General features: G+C 63.9%; 12 protein-coding genes and 1 pseudogene. 11 read left to right on the top strand and 2 right to left on the bottom strand.

Features of this window, described 5'->3' with window-relative positions:
* The first annotated feature begins 5 nt into the window (after nucleotides 1-5).
* Nucleotides 6-655, top strand: a pseudogene (locus tag ACFWYE_RS30280) (glutathione S-transferase family protein).
* Nucleotides 656-729: 74 nt separating this feature from the next.
* Here the strand turns inward: ACFWYE_RS30280 and ACFWYE_RS30285 are convergent.
* Complete coding sequence (locus tag ACFWYE_RS30285; protein ID WP_379115715.1) at nucleotides 730-3,114, bottom strand: heavy metal translocating P-type ATPase; 2,385 nt, start codon at nucleotides 3,112-3,114, stop codon at nucleotides 730-732.
* A 67-nt stretch (nucleotides 3,115-3,181) separates the two neighbouring features.
* Here ACFWYE_RS30285 and ACFWYE_RS30290 point away from each other — a divergent pair, with 67 nt between their 5' ends.
* Complete coding sequence (locus ACFWYE_RS30290; RefSeq protein ID WP_379064858.1) at nucleotides 3,182-3,607, top strand: helix-turn-helix domain-containing protein; 426 nt, start codon at nucleotides 3,182-3,184, stop codon at nucleotides 3,605-3,607.
* A 35-nt stretch (nucleotides 3,608-3,642) separates the two neighbouring features.
* Here ACFWYE_RS30290 and ACFWYE_RS30295 read toward each other — a convergent pair whose 3' ends face one another.
* On the bottom strand, nucleotides 3,643-4,401 hold the full coding sequence (locus ACFWYE_RS30295; RefSeq protein WP_379115716.1) for an SDR family NAD(P)-dependent oxidoreductase: 759 nt from the start codon (nucleotides 4,399-4,401) through the stop codon (nucleotides 3,643-3,645).
* A gap of 151 nt (nucleotides 4,402-4,552) precedes the next feature.
* On the opposite strand from ACFWYE_RS30295, the gene ACFWYE_RS30300 reads away from it, so the two are divergent.
* The 9 genes from ACFWYE_RS30300 to ACFWYE_RS30340 all read left to right on the top strand — a co-directional run bounded on the left by ACFWYE_RS30300 (nucleotide 4,553) and on the right by ACFWYE_RS30340 (nucleotide 13,804).
* The gene (locus tag ACFWYE_RS30300; protein WP_379115717.1) at nucleotides 4,553-5,962 is read left to right on the top strand and encodes an aldehyde dehydrogenase family protein; all 1,410 of its coding nucleotides are present in this window, start codon (nucleotides 4,553-4,555) and stop codon (nucleotides 5,960-5,962) included.
* Nucleotides 5,940-6,749: an N-formylglutamate amidohydrolase gene (locus ACFWYE_RS30305; protein ID WP_379115718.1), complete on the top strand. Its 810-nt coding sequence runs from the start codon at nucleotides 5,940-5,942 to the stop codon at nucleotides 6,747-6,749. The genes ACFWYE_RS30300 and ACFWYE_RS30305 overlap by 23 nt, the downstream gene beginning before the upstream one ends.
* A 240-nt stretch (nucleotides 6,750-6,989) precedes the next feature.
* Nucleotides 6,990-7,562, top strand: a complete 573-nt coding sequence (locus ACFWYE_RS30310) for a helix-turn-helix domain-containing protein (protein ID WP_379115719.1) — start codon at nucleotides 6,990-6,992, stop codon at nucleotides 7,560-7,562.
* A gap of 144 nt (nucleotides 7,563-7,706) precedes the next feature.
* Complete coding sequence (locus tag ACFWYE_RS30315; RefSeq protein WP_379115720.1) at nucleotides 7,707-8,432, top strand: ABC transporter ATP-binding protein; 726 nt, start codon at nucleotides 7,707-7,709, stop codon at nucleotides 8,430-8,432.
* Between the two features lie 41 nt (nucleotides 8,433-8,473).
* Complete coding sequence (locus ACFWYE_RS30320) at nucleotides 8,474-9,628, top strand: ABC transporter substrate-binding protein (protein ID WP_379115721.1); 1,155 nt, start codon at nucleotides 8,474-8,476, stop codon at nucleotides 9,626-9,628.
* A 46-nt stretch (nucleotides 9,629-9,674) separates the two neighbouring features.
* The gene (locus ACFWYE_RS30325; protein ID WP_379115722.1) at nucleotides 9,675-10,379 is read left to right on the top strand and encodes an ABC transporter ATP-binding protein; all 705 of its coding nucleotides are present in this window, start codon (nucleotides 9,675-9,677) and stop codon (nucleotides 10,377-10,379) included.
* A gap of 3 nt (nucleotides 10,380-10,382) precedes the next feature.
* A complete protein-coding gene (locus ACFWYE_RS30330) occupies nucleotides 10,383-11,282 on the top strand; it encodes a branched-chain amino acid ABC transporter permease (RefSeq protein ID WP_379115723.1) in 900 nt (299 codons plus the stop codon).
* A gap of 1 nt (nucleotide 11,283) precedes the next feature.
* A complete protein-coding gene (locus ACFWYE_RS30335) occupies nucleotides 11,284-12,375 on the top strand; it encodes a branched-chain amino acid ABC transporter permease (RefSeq protein WP_379115724.1) in 1,092 nt (363 codons plus the stop codon).
* Between the two features lie 34 nt (nucleotides 12,376-12,409).
* Nucleotides 12,410-13,804 carry a glutamine synthetase family protein gene (locus tag ACFWYE_RS30340; RefSeq protein ID WP_379115725.1) on the top strand — a complete coding sequence of 465 codons (1,395 nt, stop codon included), beginning with the start codon at nucleotides 12,410-12,412 and terminating at the stop codon, nucleotides 13,802-13,804.
* Nucleotides 13,805-14,202 lie beyond the last annotated feature (398 nt).

Here is a 14,202-nt window from a genome sequence, read left to right on the forward strand (position 1 = left end):
CTCCTGTGCAAAATCTGACGCTCGTCAGCCATCACCTGTGCCCCTATGTGCAGCGCGCAGCCATCGCGCTCAGCGAAAAGGGCGTGCCCTTCGAAAAGATACTCATCGACCTTGCCGACAAACCGGCATGGTTCCTCAGCCTGTCGCCGCTCGGAAAGGTACCGCTGCTGATCGTGCGGCAACCCGACCAGCCCCAGGCTGTGCTCTTCGAGAGCTCGGTGATCTGCGAATACATCGAAGAGACAAGGGCCGGCCCAAAGCTGCATCCGGCCGACCCGTTGCTGCGTATGGTTCAACCATCCTTTCCGACATCTGGGGCCTGGAGACGACGCCGGACCCCTCGATCTATGAACAGAAACGCACCGCCATCGCAAACAAGTTCGAGCGGTTGGAGGCAGTGCTCGGCAATGGACCCTATTTCGCCGGCAAGGATTTCAGCCTTGTCGACGCGGTCTTCGCGCCGGTGTTCCGCTATTTCGACCTGTTCGACACGCTTGCCGAAACGGCGGTCTTCACCAAAACGCCGCATGTCCGTGCCTGGCGGGCGGCCCTGGCGGAACGCCAGAGCGTGAGGCAAGCTGTCGGCCCGGATTATCCGGAACGCCTGCACGCCTTCCTGCGGAAACACGATGCATATCTGCTGAAGGCGGCCTGATTTCTGCGACGGGATGAAGGCGCCGCAGCCGCGGCGCCTTCCGAGCATTTTTCGTTGAACGCGGAAACGCTCGATCAGGCCGTGACCTGTTTCGCGGCGCCGAGCAGGCGCAGCGCATTCAGGGTGACCAGCACGGTCGCGCCGGTGTCCGCCAGGATCGCCGGCCACAGGCCGGTGATGCCAAGCACCGTGGTGACCAGGAACACCGCCTTCAACCCGATGGCGATGACGAGGTTCTGCTTGATGTTGGCCATCGTGCGCCTGGACAGCTCGATCATTCCGGCGATGTCGCCGACACGGCCGTGCAGCACCGCCGCATCCGCGGTCTCGAGCGCGACATCGGTACCGCCGCCCATGGCGATGCCGACATCGGCGGCGGCCAGCGCCGGCGCATCGTTGATGCCGTCACCCACCTTGGCGACGGTGAAGCCCTGCGCCTTCAGCTCGCCGACAATGCGCTGCTTGTCCTCGGGCAGCAGTTCCGAACGCACCTCTATGCCAAGCTGCTTGCCGATCGCCGTGGCGGTGCGGCTGTTGTCGCCGGTCAGCATCACCGTCTTGATACCGCGGGCGGCCAAGGCCCTCAGGCCGGCTACGGCATCGGGGCGCGGCTCATCGCGCATCGCCAGCGCCCCGGCCAGCTTGCCACCGGCGAGCAGAACCGAAACAGTCTTGCCTTCGTCATTGAGTGCCGTGATGCGGGCGGACTGTTCGGCACTGAGCGGGACGCGCTCGGCTGCGGCTTTCGGCGAAGCCAGGAAAATCTCCATCCCGTCGATGAGACCCGCAACCCCCTTGCCGCCGAGTGCCCTGGCGCCGGAAGCCTCCGGAACCGCGATACCGTCGGCCTCGGCACGGGCAAGAATGGCCTTGGCAAGCGGGTGGGAAGACCCGGTTTCCAATCCCGCAGCCAGCCGGAGCACTTCGTTCGCCGGCAGGCCAAAGCTGTCGATGTCGGTGACCTTCGGCTTGCCTTCGGTCAAGGTGCCTGTCTTGTCGAATGCGACGGCCGTCATCGTACCGAGATTCTCCAGCACGGCGCCGCCTTTCATGAGCAGGCCGCGCCGCGCCCCCGACGAGAGCGAGGCCGCGATTGCCGCCGGTGTGGAGATGACCAGTGCGCATGGGCAGCCGATCAGCAGGATGGCAAGGCCCTTGTAGATCCATTCATCCCACGCACCGCCCATGAGCAGCGGCGGGATGACCGCAACCAATGCGCCGAAGATCACGACGCCGGGCGTATAATATTTCGAGAAGCGGTCGATGAAGCGTTCGGTCGGCGCCTTCGATTCCTGCGCCTCCTCGACCAGACGGACGACGCGGGCGATGGTGTTGTCGGCGGCAGCCGCCGTCACGCGAATGCGCAGCACCGCATCACTGTTGACCGTGCCGGCAAAAACGCTTGCACCCGGTTCCTTGCGCACCGGCACGCTTTCGCCTGTGACCGGCGCCTCATCGACGGCGCTTTCACCGGAGACAACGATGCCGTCCGCCGGGATGCGGTCGCCGGGGCGCACCATGATGATGGAGCCGACGGCGAGCGTCTCCGCCTGCACTTCGCTGACCTTGCCATCACGCTCCAGCAATGCCGTCTTCGGCACCAGCGCGGTGAGCGACTGGATCGATGCGCGCGCCTTGCCGGCGGCGACGCCTTCGAGCAATTCGCCGATCAGGAACAGGAAGACGACAGCCGCGGCCTCTTCGGTGGCGCCGATGATGACCGCGCCGATGGCGGCTATGGTCATCAGCATCTCGATGGAGAAGGGCGTGCCGACAAGGGCGGCCGCAATGGCCCGACGCGCGATCGGCACGAGGCCGACCAGCATGGCGACGGTGAAAATCCAGGTCTCGTAGCCCGGAACCAGCTTGCCGATGCCGTAGGCGAGGGCCAGTGCAAGCCCCGCGGCAATTGTCAGCTTGCCCTTGCTGGATTGCCACCAGCGGCCGGTGGTCGGGCCATGATCATGGCCATGCAGGGCTGTAACAGCAGCCGGTTGCGCTGCAACGCTCGAGATCGCAGGTGCCGCGTCGCCGCGCGGGGCATGATCATGGCCGGAATGGTCGTGACCCTTGTGATCGTGCCCGGCATGGTCGTGGCCAGCGTGGTCGTGGTCTGCATGATCGTGACCCGAGTGGTCATGATCGCTGTGATCGTGCTTGTCATGAGCATAATGATCATGACCGCAGCCGCATGCGTCTTCCTTGACAACGGTCGCAGGAGCCGGCGCGGTCGACGGCACCAGCGCGAGCTTGTAGCCGAGGCCGGTGACCCGCTTCTCGATCGCCGGGGCCAACTCCGCGCTGCCATCGTGCTTGACCGTCATCGTGCCGCGCGTCACCGAGACGGAGACATCCTCGACGCCTTTCAGACGCCGGACGGCGGTGTCGATTTTCGAAGCGCAGGAAGCGCAATCCATACCGTCGACGCGGTAGCGCATCTGCTCTGATGCTCGTGCCATGATCATTCCCTTGATTATGTTCGAGCAGACGCTACATCCTCTAGCGACTAGAGGAGCAAGAGGAAAAATGAAGTCCGAATTGACGATCGGCGACGTCGCCAGGGAAAGCGGCGTGAAAGTGCCGACCATCCGCTATTATGAGCAGATCGGCCTGCTGCCCGAGCCGCCGCGCACCGACGGCAATCGGCGTTTCTATGACGAGAAGGGCTTACGCCGGCTTGCCTTCATCCGCCACGCGCGCGAACTCGGCTTCGAGGTATCCGCCATCCGCACGCTGCTCGCGTTGCAGGATGATCCGGCCCAGCCCTGCGCGACAGCCGACGCCATCGCCAAGGCCCGACTGATCGAGGTGGAGCAACGCATCGCCAGCCTGATGGCGCTGAAGGCGGAACTGGAAGTGATGGTAGAAGAATGCCGGCACGGGCGTCTCGCCGAATGCCGGGTGATCGAGGTGCTGGCCGATCACGGCAAGTGCATGCACGACCACCACTAGGAATGAAGCGCCGACCGATGCCGGCGCCGACATCATCACATGCGCATCAGCAGGCCGCCATCGACGGCAAGTTCGATGCCGGTGATGTAGCTGGCGGCATCGGACAGCAGGAACAGCGCGGCATTGGCCATGTCCTGCGGCGTGCCGATGCGGCCGAGCGGCGCGTAGTTCGCCACCGCCTGGCGCTTTTCCTCCGTGTCCCAACGCGCCTGCAGCGGCGTCAGCGCCATGCCCGGGCAGATGGCGTTGGAGCGAATCCGCTCGGCGGCCAGCTGCATTGCCAGGGACTTCGACAGTGCGCAGACACCGGCCTTCGATGCCTGATAGGCATCCTGCGGCGCGGGGTCGCCGCGATACCACTGGATTGTCGAGAAATGCACCATGGCGCCGCCACGGCCGCTCGAACGCATGAAGGGCACGACTGCACGCGCCGTATGGGCAAATGATTTCAGGTTGATGCTGAAGACCTGGTCCCAGACATCGAGGTCCATCTCCAGCACCGACTTGTCGCGGCCGAACCACAACACGCCGGCGACGTTGGCTAGATAGTCGATCCCGCCACGCGCTTTTCCGGCCGAACCAATGACCTCCAGGACAAAAGCCTCATTTGTGAGATCGCCCTGTTCATAGGTGAGCCTGTCGCCGAAAGAGGCGAGCGATGCCGGGCGCTCCTTGACGTCGATCGCCGTCACCGCCGCCCCGGATTCAAGCAATGCAAGTGCGATTGCCTCGCCCATGCCGCCGCCAGCACCCGCGACAACCGCGTGCCTGCCGCCGAAATCAAACTCGACCATCGATATCCCCTCCTCCGTTCAGCATTGCCGTTGGAGCGGACAATAGGGGCGGGCATGCAATCCATCAAGCCGGAATAGAAAAAATTTGCCAAAATGGAAAATCCGGATATCGTGCCGAAAATAACGCCAACAAGCCGTCGGACATCACACCATGAACCTGCGCACTGACATCCGGTCTTTCCCCGTCACATCTCCCATCGATGGCTCCATCTATGTGCGGCGAGACTATGCCGATGGCGCCGCGATCGATGCCGCGATGGCCAAAGCCCGCGCCGCGCTGAAACCCTGGCAGGCAACGCCGCTGGCCGAGCGGCTGGCGATCCTGCTGAGATTCGGCGAAGAGATGAAGGCACGCGCCGCCCAACTCGCCGAGATGGTCGCCTGGCAGATCGGCCGCCCGCTCTGGCAGGCCGACGAGACGCCGCGCCTGGCGCTGGTCGGCGAATTGCTGGCCGAAGCCGCCGAAGAGACGCTGGCAGACCTGCCCTATCCTTCGGACGAGAACATCCGCCGCTATGTGCGTCCGACCCCTGGCGGACTGCATCTTTCGATCTGCGCCTGGAACTATCCGACGGCGATGCTCGGCTATCTGGTTACGGCGCCGCTGGCGGCGGGCAATGTCGTCATCTTCAAGCACGCGCCGCAGACACCGCTGATCGCCGAAGTGGCGGAGGACGCCTTCCGCGCCGCCGGCGGCCCCGACGGTGTTTTCCAGAGCCTGCATCTCGACCACGCGGATGCCGAAAGGCTGATCGCCTCGGGCGCTTTCAACGCCGTCAACTTCATCGGTTCCGTCAATGGTGGCCGCCGCGTGCACGCAGCCGCGGCCGGCACCTTCACGCAGGTTCACCTCGAACTCGGCGGCAAGGATCCGACCTATGTTCGCGCCGATGCCGATCTCGATGCCACGGTAGGGCAGATCGCCGAAGGCACCTATTCCAATGCCGGCCAATCCTGCTGCTCGGTCGAACGCATCTACGTCGATCGTTCGATCCATGACCGCTTCGTCGAAGCGCTGGTGGCGGAAACGGCAAAATGGACGATCGGCCATCCTATCGAGGAAAAGCCGATGGTCGGCCCGGTGGTGCGTGCAACAGCAGCCGAGACGATCCGTGGCCTCACGGAGCAGGCCGTTCGCGCCGGCGCCAGACGATTGATGCCTGATACCGCCGCACAAAAGGCAGCTGCACTTGGTGCCGCCTATGTCGCTCCCGACGTGCTCGTGGGCGTCGATCATTCCATGCCGATCATGCGCGACGAGCTGTTCGGACCGATCGCCTGCGTGCAGGCAGTGGAGAGCGACGAACAGGCCATCACCCTGATGAACGACAGCGACTACGGCCTCAGCGCCAGCATCTGGACGCAGGACATCGACCATGGCACCGCATTGCTCGACAAGGTTGAAGCCGGCACGGTCTACCTGAACCGTTGCGATCACGCCGACCTCTATCTGCCCTGGGGCGGCATCAAGAATTCAGGCATGGGCCGCACCAACGGCCGATCAGGCCTGATCGAATCGACAGCGGCGAAGTCCTATCATGTCCGCTCCAAGATCGTCTGAGATCCGCCTCGACGCTGCCGAGGCCGCGGCACTTGCGACCGACGCCGTGGAATGCCTGCTGCCTGACGCGGCGAGCCCCTATCTGCTGATTGCCGAGCATGCCGGCAACAAGGTACCGGCACCGTGGCGCGACCTTGGCCTCGCCGCGCCTTATCTTGAGACGCATTTCGCCGTCGACCTCGGCATCGATGCCCTGACGAGAAGGCTGTCGCAGCGCCTCCAGGCACCAGCGGTGATCGCGCATTATTCGCGGCTCTTCCTCGACTATAATCGTCCCGTCGAGGAATGGGATCACATGCGCCCAGACCTCGGCGGCATTCCGGTGCCGGGAAATCTCGACGTCGGCGACAATGATCGCCAGCTGCGACGAGACATCGGCTGGGCGCCGCTGGAGCAGGCGATCGCAAACGGCGTGCCGGGACGAAAAGCCCTCGTTTCGGTCCACTCCTTCACGCCCGTCATGGCCGGCGTGCGGCGCGATGTCGAGATCGGCATCCTCTGGCGTGAACCATCGCCCTTCGTCTCGGCGATCCTGCAGACAATACAGGGCAAGGGCCATGCGGCCGGCCTGAAGGTTGGCGACAACGAGCCTTATGACTGGCGCCAGGCCGTCGGCTACACGCTGAACCGCCACGGCCTCCAGCAGGATCTGCCCTGTTTCTATCTCGAAGTCCGCAACGACCTGCTCACCGACCCCGATCGGCTGGAGAAGGTCAGCCGGATTCTCGAGGACAGTCTTTCCAAGGTGGCGAGAGCCCTTTGGCCGGAGAACGCAGTAGCCGTCTAAGGCGTTTCTTTTCGCGGAAACGCTCTGGCTCTTGCAAAAGAGCTGCGCGCTTTTGCTGGAATCCTCCAAACGCTGGACGCCGGCAGGCGGCCTCGCTACAGCTTGTCTTAGGCGATTTCGGAGAATTGTTGCATCGATTTTGAACCAAAGCGCGCGCTTGACGGACGATGGATGCAACAATTCTTCAAAATCGCCTGAATGGAAACACGACAGCCAAGGGCGCGGACGATGCAGGGCAATGTGGGATCCAAGATCCGGGATGCGCGCAAGCAGCAGAACATCACGCTGCGCGAGCTCAGCGAGCGTTCCGGCCTTTCGGTTTCACAACTGTCCAAGCTGGAGAACGGCAAGGCCCGGCTGACGGTCGACGTCGCGCTCACCATCGCCGGCGTTCTGCACGTGCCGGTGGCATCCTTCCTGTTCAGCCCTAAACCTGGGATGCAGGCCAGGCGCTCGATCACCCGGGCGGGAAGCGGCGTGCTGCACGAAGGCAACGCCATGGTCTTCGAGGTGCTCTGCAGTGATTTTCGCGACAAAACAAACATCTTCTGGCGCGTCACGCTCAATGCGAAGTCGTTCGAGGAGAATGGCGGCTGGCGCAGCCATTCGGGCGAGGAATTCATCCACGTGCAGAGCGGCAGCCTTGAGCTGCACACCATCCACTATGACCCGGTGATCCTGCAGCCGGGTGACAGCATCCTGTTCGACGGCGAGATGCAGCACGCCTATGTGTCGCTGGGCGACGAGCCGACGATCATGCTGATGTCGAATACGGTTCCGCGCGATGGCGTTCCGAATGCCATGGTAGGCTAGTGCCGCCGGCACACGCCGGATCGGAGGCAATTACTTTTTCCAAAATGGAAAAAAATGCTTGTTATGGAAAAGCAGCAGGTCTAGCATCCTGAAAACCGGCCGAAGGGAGCAAACAGCCCACGGCCGGAACGGGAGGCGAAACCGATGTTGTCGGTGGAGGCAGTCAGCAAGACATTCGGCGGAGTGCAGGCCTTGCGCCAGGCCTCGCTGTCTTGCGCCGAAGGCGAGATCCTCGGCCTGATCGGCCCCAACGGTGCCGGCAAGTCCACGCTCGTCAATGCGATTTCCGGCGTGCTCCGGCCCGATACCGGCAGCGTCAGGCTGGCGAATCGCGACCTGACGGGGCGTGGCCCCGAAGAATGTGCTCGCGCCGGCATCGCCCGAACCTTTCAGAACATACGCCTGTTCAAGGAGCTGACAGTCCGACAGAACGTCGAGGTCGCGCATATTACCTGCCGTGATGTACGGCCGGATGCTGCGCAGCGCATCGATATCGACAGCTTGCTCGCGCAGTATGAACTCGATGCGGCAGCCGATGTGCCCGCCGGAACCCTTTCCTATGGCAGTCAGCGGCGGCTGGAGATCGCGCGCGCGCTCGCACTCGGCCCTTCGCTGCTGCTGCTCGACGAGCCGGCCGCCGGCCTCAACGAAAGCGAATCCGAGACACTGGCCGAGGCGATCGAGACCATCCGCCGCGATTTCGGCTGTGCCATCATCGTCATCGACCACGACCTGCGCTTCATCAACCGCCTCTGCGACCGGCTCTGCGTCATGGACCAGGGCCAGGTCATCGCCTCGGGCGACACGGCACAGGTCTGGCGCGATCCGCGCGTCATCGAGGTCTATGTCGGCCAGGCAGAGCCGTCCTGATTGCCCGGTATCCGAATGACAAGAACAAGGGAGGGTTCGAAATGGACAAACTGACTTTGGGAGCCGCCGTCCTGACGGCCGGGCTGCTGCAGGCGGCCCATGCGGGAGCGAGCGAGCTCAAGATCGGCCTGGCCGTCGCCATGACGGGCACCTATGCGCCCTACAGCGAAGCGGAAGGCGCACGCTGTATGGCAGACAAGCTGAACAAGGCGGCAGGCGCCAGCGATCCGAAGATCGAGCTGATGATCGAGGACAATCGCTCCGATCCGCAGCTCTCCGTCTCGCTCGGCCAGAAGTTCCTCGACGCCGGCGCGCAGGTCATCACCGGCGTTCCTTTCCCGGATGCCTTGATCCCGACCGCCCAGATCGCCGAGCCTTACGGCGCAACAGTCTTCTCGGCACCCAATACCCAGCTCGAGATGCAGCAGGCCGGCCTCGACAACTTCATCGCCGGCGCAGTGCCCGATCCGATCAATGCCGCGGCGACCGCCAATGCACTGTACGGCAAGGGCGCACGCACGGTGGCGTTGCTGGTTTCGCCCGACGCAGGCTCCTATTCGGAAAAACTGCCGGGATGGTTTGGCGAGGTGTTCGAACATCTCGGCGGCAAGGTGATCTCCAAGCTAAACTATTCCTGGGGCACCACCGACTGGTCGCCGCAGATCGCCTCGATCAAGGCGCTGCCGCAGAAGCCGGACGCGATCCACATCTGCGCCGTGTTGCCGGACGTCGGCATCCTTATCCGGCAACTGCGCGCCAATGGCTATGACGGCTGGGTCGCAGGGTGCGATGCCTTCGACGACAAGTCGCTGGAGGGAACAGTCGGTGATACGGCGGCGCTCGAGAAGGTGATGTTCACCACCCACGGCGCCACCGGCATCGACGGGCCGATCGACCACTTCCTCGCCCAGTGCAGGGCCGACGGCTACAAGGTGAACGGCATCTTCGACGCGCTCGGCGCCGACATGGTGCAGGTGACCTACGAGGCGGCCAAGAAGGCGGGCACGACGGAACCGGCACCACTGCGTGAAGCGATCCGTGCTCCCGGCGGTTATCCCGGCACCACCGCGCCGACGATCTCCTTCGCCGAAAAGAAGGGTTATCCCGTCAAGGCCGTCCCGGTCATGGGTTTTGCCAATGGCAAGCGCGTGCTGATCACCGATACGCCGCCGACTTTTGTCCCGGCCCTGAAGTAACGGACAGCCTCGCGATGATGCCTCACGTGCAAATCCGGACGCCGTCGTGCTGAAGGTCGAGAACCTGTCCGTCCGCTACGGCGCGGTCGCGGCCGTGCGCGACCTGTCGCTCGAGCTGGGGCGAGGTGAACTCGTCGCCCTGCTCGGCCCGAACGGCGCCGGCAAGAGTTCTACCATCAATGCGCTGACCGGCCTGGTCACGCCGACGGCGGGGCGGATCGTCTTCGACGGCAAGGACATCTCGCGCACGCGCACCGAGGACCGGATCCGGGGCGGCCTTACCTCGACGCCGGAAGGCAGGCACATCTTCGCCAACCTGACTGTAGGAGAGAACCTGCGGCTTGGTGCGGCGACGCGCCGCGATCCGAAAGGCGTGCGCGCGGATATCGACCGTTTCCTGGCGCTGTTTCCCGTCCTGGGTGAACGCTACACCCAGGCAGCCGGCACGCTTTCGGGCGGCGAGCAGCAGATGCTGGCCATCTCGCGTTCGCTGATGTCGCGGCCGAAACTGCTGCTGCTCGACGAACCTTCGCTTGGGCTGGCGCCGCGCATTGTCACGCAGATCTTCGATTTCATCGGACAGCTGAAGGCGGAAGGGCTGACCCTGCTGGTGGTCGAGCAGAACGCCACGCAGGCACTGCGTTTTGCCGACCGCGTCTACGTCGTGAGTTCGGGCGCGTTGCGTTATGACGGGCCACCGGCAAAGCTTGCCAACGAGCATGGCCTCCTCAATCTCTATCTCGGCGGGTAGGCCATGGATTACGCCTTGCAACAGCTTCTGAACGCGCTGGCCTTCGGCGCGGAATATTCGCTGGTGGCTCTCGGCCTCGCCGTGGTCTTCTCCATCATGGGCCTGGTCAACTTCGCCCATGGCGAGATCATCGGTGTGTCGGCCTACAGCGTGTTCCTGGCGGCGGCGCTTGGCCTGACCTCACCGATCGTCGCGGTGCTGCTTGCCGTCGGTGCGGCAGCGCTTGCCGCCCTGACATTCGAACGCGTGGCATTCCGCCCCGTGCGCTATGCACCGACGACGACAGGTCTGCTGACCGCTTTCGGTGTTTCGATCGTGGTGCAGAACCTTTTCATGCTGCTGATCTCGCCGAAGCCGCAATCGGTCTCGATCCTCAATGGCCTCAACCAGATGTGGTTCTTCGGACCATTCGCGGTGTCGTCACTGCAGGTCATGGAGCTGGTGGTTTCGGGCCTTACCATCCTTGCGCTGGTGCTTTTCCTCAACCGGTCGACGCTCGGCCTCGCCATCCGCGCGGCGTCACGCGACTTTGCCACTGTCCGGCTGATGGGCATCCGCGCCAACCGTGTGATCGCGACGGCCTTTGCCATCTCCGGCGCTCTCGCCGGCATCGCCGCCGTGTTCATCCTGGCACGGCGCGGCTCGGTCTCGCCGGATCTCGGTTTCGGCCTCGTGCTCAAGGCCTTCGTGGCCTGCGTCATCGGCGGCTTCGGCTCGCTGGCCGGCGCCGCGGTCGGCGGCATGCTGCTCGGTTTCATCGAAGTCGGCCTGCTGGTGGCACTGCCGCAGGAATACGGAGGCTTCAAGGACGCTCTCACCTACGTGATCATCGTCACGCTGCTCGTCTACCGGCCGGAAGGCCTGCTCGGGCAGCGGGTCGAACTGGGCGACAGGGAGATCTGACGTGAGCGAGAGCGCAGAGATCGTCGTCGCCCGTTCATCCGCCGCCGCAACGCCGGCCGGCAATAGCAAAGTCCGCCGCTCGCTGATTGGCGGGCTGGTCACTGCGCTGCCGGTCGTCCTGATCGGCCTCGCCATCCTCGTCTTTGCACCGGCCTACTACACGCATCTGGCGCTGGCCGCCTTCGTCAACCTGATCATCGTGGTCGGCCTCCAGGTGTTCATGGGCAACAGCAACATCGCCAATCTCGGCCACAGCGCCTTCGTCGGCGTCGGCGCCTATGGCGTGGCGGTGCTGTCGACGCCGCTGGCGATGAAGAAGCTGTCCATTCCCGACGCGCCGTTCGGGCTGGCCTCCGTCGAGCTGAACCCTTTCGTCGCCGCCGTGCTGGCACTGCTGGTCGTTGCCATCCTGGCGGCGATAAGCGGGAAGATCATCAGCCGGCTCTCTGGCGTTGCCGCCACCATCGTCAGCCTGGCGCTGCTGATCATCGTGCATTCGGTGTTCCTGAACTGGACGGACCTGTTCAAGGGCAACCAGGCCTTCTTCGGCATCCCCAAGGTGATCAACCTGCCGGCGATGCTGGTCGCTTCGGTGGCGGTCATCGTCATCGCCCGCCTTTTCAAGGACAGCCGCTGGGGCCTGCAGCTTCGCGCCAGCGCCCAGAGCCCACAGGCCGCAGCCGCCTTCGGCATCGACGCCAGGCGCCTGCGGCTGATGGCATGGATAGTCTCCGCGCTGATCTGCGGGCTGGCCGGCGTGCTCTTTGCCTATTTCGCCGGCACGATCAGCCCGAAGCTGTTCTACTTCCAGCAGATCTTCATGACGCTCGCCATGCTGATCCTCGGCGGCATGGCCACTGTGACCGGTGCCGTCACCGGCGTGATCGTGCTCTCGATCGGGCTCGAATTCATCCGCAGCATCGAATCCGGCGTGACCATCGCCGGCATCCAGCTGCCGCAGCTGCTCGGCCTGTCGGGCGTGGCGCTCGGCGTCGTCATCGTGCTCTGCATGGCCTTCAGGCCGGGCGGCATCAGCGGGCGGCTCGAACTCGACGAACAGCTTTCCAGGCTATTCCGGCGCAACGCCCGCTAGGCGGCGCCGATATTTTCTCAGGGTGGAGGACAAAGTGGAGTTTCAGGACAAGGTCGCCGAATATGGGCCGAGGCTGGAGGCATTGCAGGAGAAACTGGCGCTGGATGGCGTCGAGTTCATCCAGGTGCATACGGTCGACACATCGGGCGCCTTCCGCTCGAAGATCACACCGCTGAAACTTTCGCGCTACGGTGAAGCCATCAACGCCATCCTCTATTGCGTGGCACATGGCGATGGCCAGCCGATGGGCGACGTCGCCTTCGCCTCGCCGACCGCGAATGAAGAGAACGGCTTCCCCAACATCAAGGGCATCATCGATCCGGCAACCGTCGTCCAGCACGGCTGGAAACCGGAATACGCCTCGGCGATCACCTTCTCCTACATGCTCGACGGTTCGCCCTGCCCCTACGACCCGCGCGGCGTTCTCGCCCGTGTCGAGCAGCGTGCGGCAGCACTCGGCTATGAGCCGCGCTTCGCACTCGAATACGAATTCGGCATCTTCCATGCCGATCACGACCTGATGCGGGCCGGCCGTTACCGTGAGCTGAAGCCCTGGGGCCATTCGCTAACCAACTACGATCTGGTGCGCACCGGCGAATATCAGGACTTCGCTGCCGAACTGATCCGCCGCATGAAGAGCATCGGCATCGGCATTGCCTCGCTGGTCACCGAATACGGTTTCGGCATGTATGAATACGCGCTGACGCCGAAGACAGCGCTGCAGGCGGCGGACGACGCGATGCGCGCCAAACTGCATCTGCGCGAGCTCTGCGCGGAGCGTGGGCTGGTAGCCACCTTCATGACCCGCTTCCAGCCGCCTGGCAAGGAAAGCGCCTGCGGGGCGCATCACCATGTCAGCCTCTGGAAGGACGACAAGCCGGCCTTCGCCGCCGGACCCAACAAGCTGACGCCGGTGGCCGAGAAATTCCTGGCCGGCGTGCTCAACCGCATGCAGGAAACGCATCTCCTGTTCCGGCCGACCGTCAATTCATACCGCCGTTTCGACCGTGGAGCGTGGTCCCCGGAAGATGTTGCCTGGGGTTATGAGAACCGTACGGCGGCGATCCGCGCCATCACCACGCCCAACGACGGCGCCTGCCGCTTCGAGCACCGGGCTCCGGGTGCCGATATCAATCCCTATCTCTCGGTCGCCGCGATCCTCGCAGCCGGCTGCGAAGGCATCGAGAAGGAGCTGCCCCTGGAAGCACCGGTCAGCGGCGACCTGGCCGCGCTGGGAAAACCGAAGCTGCCGCGTACACTGAACGCCTCGATCGAGGCGTTCGCGCATTCCGACTTCTGCGCCGAGGCTTTCGGCGAAGCCTTCCGTGACAACTATGCCGAAAGCCGTCGCGCCGAGCAGGCTGCCTTCGAGGCATGGCAGGCCTCGCACATCACCGATTTCGAGTGGCAGCGCTACTTCATCAACTGATGCCGCTGTGCGGACGCCGGGTGACGGCGTCCGTCTCTGTCCACCGATCGTCAAGTGTTGACATCCTGCGATCCGGTATCAACATGGTTGCGGCTGGTCCGCGTTGTTTCCCGCCCCCAGGCACATCGAAAACACAGTCTACAGCTTCAGCCGATCTCCCTCATAGCTTTCCGATATTCGCGAAAATCGCGAAACTGTTTGCGACAAAGCCGCCCGATTGGCCCCTTGCGCCGAGCAAATGAGCGGAAGTACTTCAAGATAACTTGAGCGGGCGAGTGCGCCTCATGTCTGCTTGTCGGTCACTCCTGGTGGAGAGATCGACATCATGCGCCGGCAAACCGGTGCATCCAGACTGTCAGCGTTCAACGAAGGTCAAGACCGCGTCCCGTGCCATGCAC

Source organism: Mesorhizobium sp. NPDC059025 (assembly GCF_042739655.1).
Classification (GTDB): Bacteria; Pseudomonadota; Alphaproteobacteria; order Rhizobiales; family Rhizobiaceae; genus Mesorhizobium.

Excerpts from the sequence above, each read along its gene's own strand:
- ACFWYE_RS30305 (WP_379115718.1), top strand. The coding sequence starts at position 5,940 with ATGTCCGCTCCAAGATCGTCTGAGATCCGCCTCGACGCTGCCGAGGCC.
- ACFWYE_RS30295 (WP_379115716.1), bottom strand. The coding sequence starts at position 4,401 with ATGGTCGAGTTTGATTTCGGCGGCAGGCACGCGGTTGTCGCGGGTGCT.
- ACFWYE_RS30285 (WP_379115715.1), bottom strand. The coding sequence starts at position 3,114 with ATGGCACGAGCATCAGAGCAGATGCGCTACCGCGTCGACGGTATGGAT.
- ACFWYE_RS30290 (WP_379064858.1), top strand. The coding sequence starts at position 3,182 with ATGAAGTCCGAATTGACGATCGGCGACGTCGCCAGGGAAAGCGGCGTG.
- ACFWYE_RS30330 (WP_379115723.1), top strand. The coding sequence starts at position 10,383 with ATGGATTACGCCTTGCAACAGCTTCTGAACGCGCTGGCCTTCGGCGCG.
- ACFWYE_RS30320 (WP_379115721.1), top strand. The coding sequence starts at position 8,474 with ATGGACAAACTGACTTTGGGAGCCGCCGTCCTGACGGCCGGGCTGCTG.
- ACFWYE_RS30315 (WP_379115720.1), top strand. The coding sequence starts at position 7,707 with ATGTTGTCGGTGGAGGCAGTCAGCAAGACATTCGGCGGAGTGCAGGCC.
- ACFWYE_RS30300 (WP_379115717.1), top strand. The coding sequence starts at position 4,553 with ATGAACCTGCGCACTGACATCCGGTCTTTCCCCGTCACATCTCCCATC.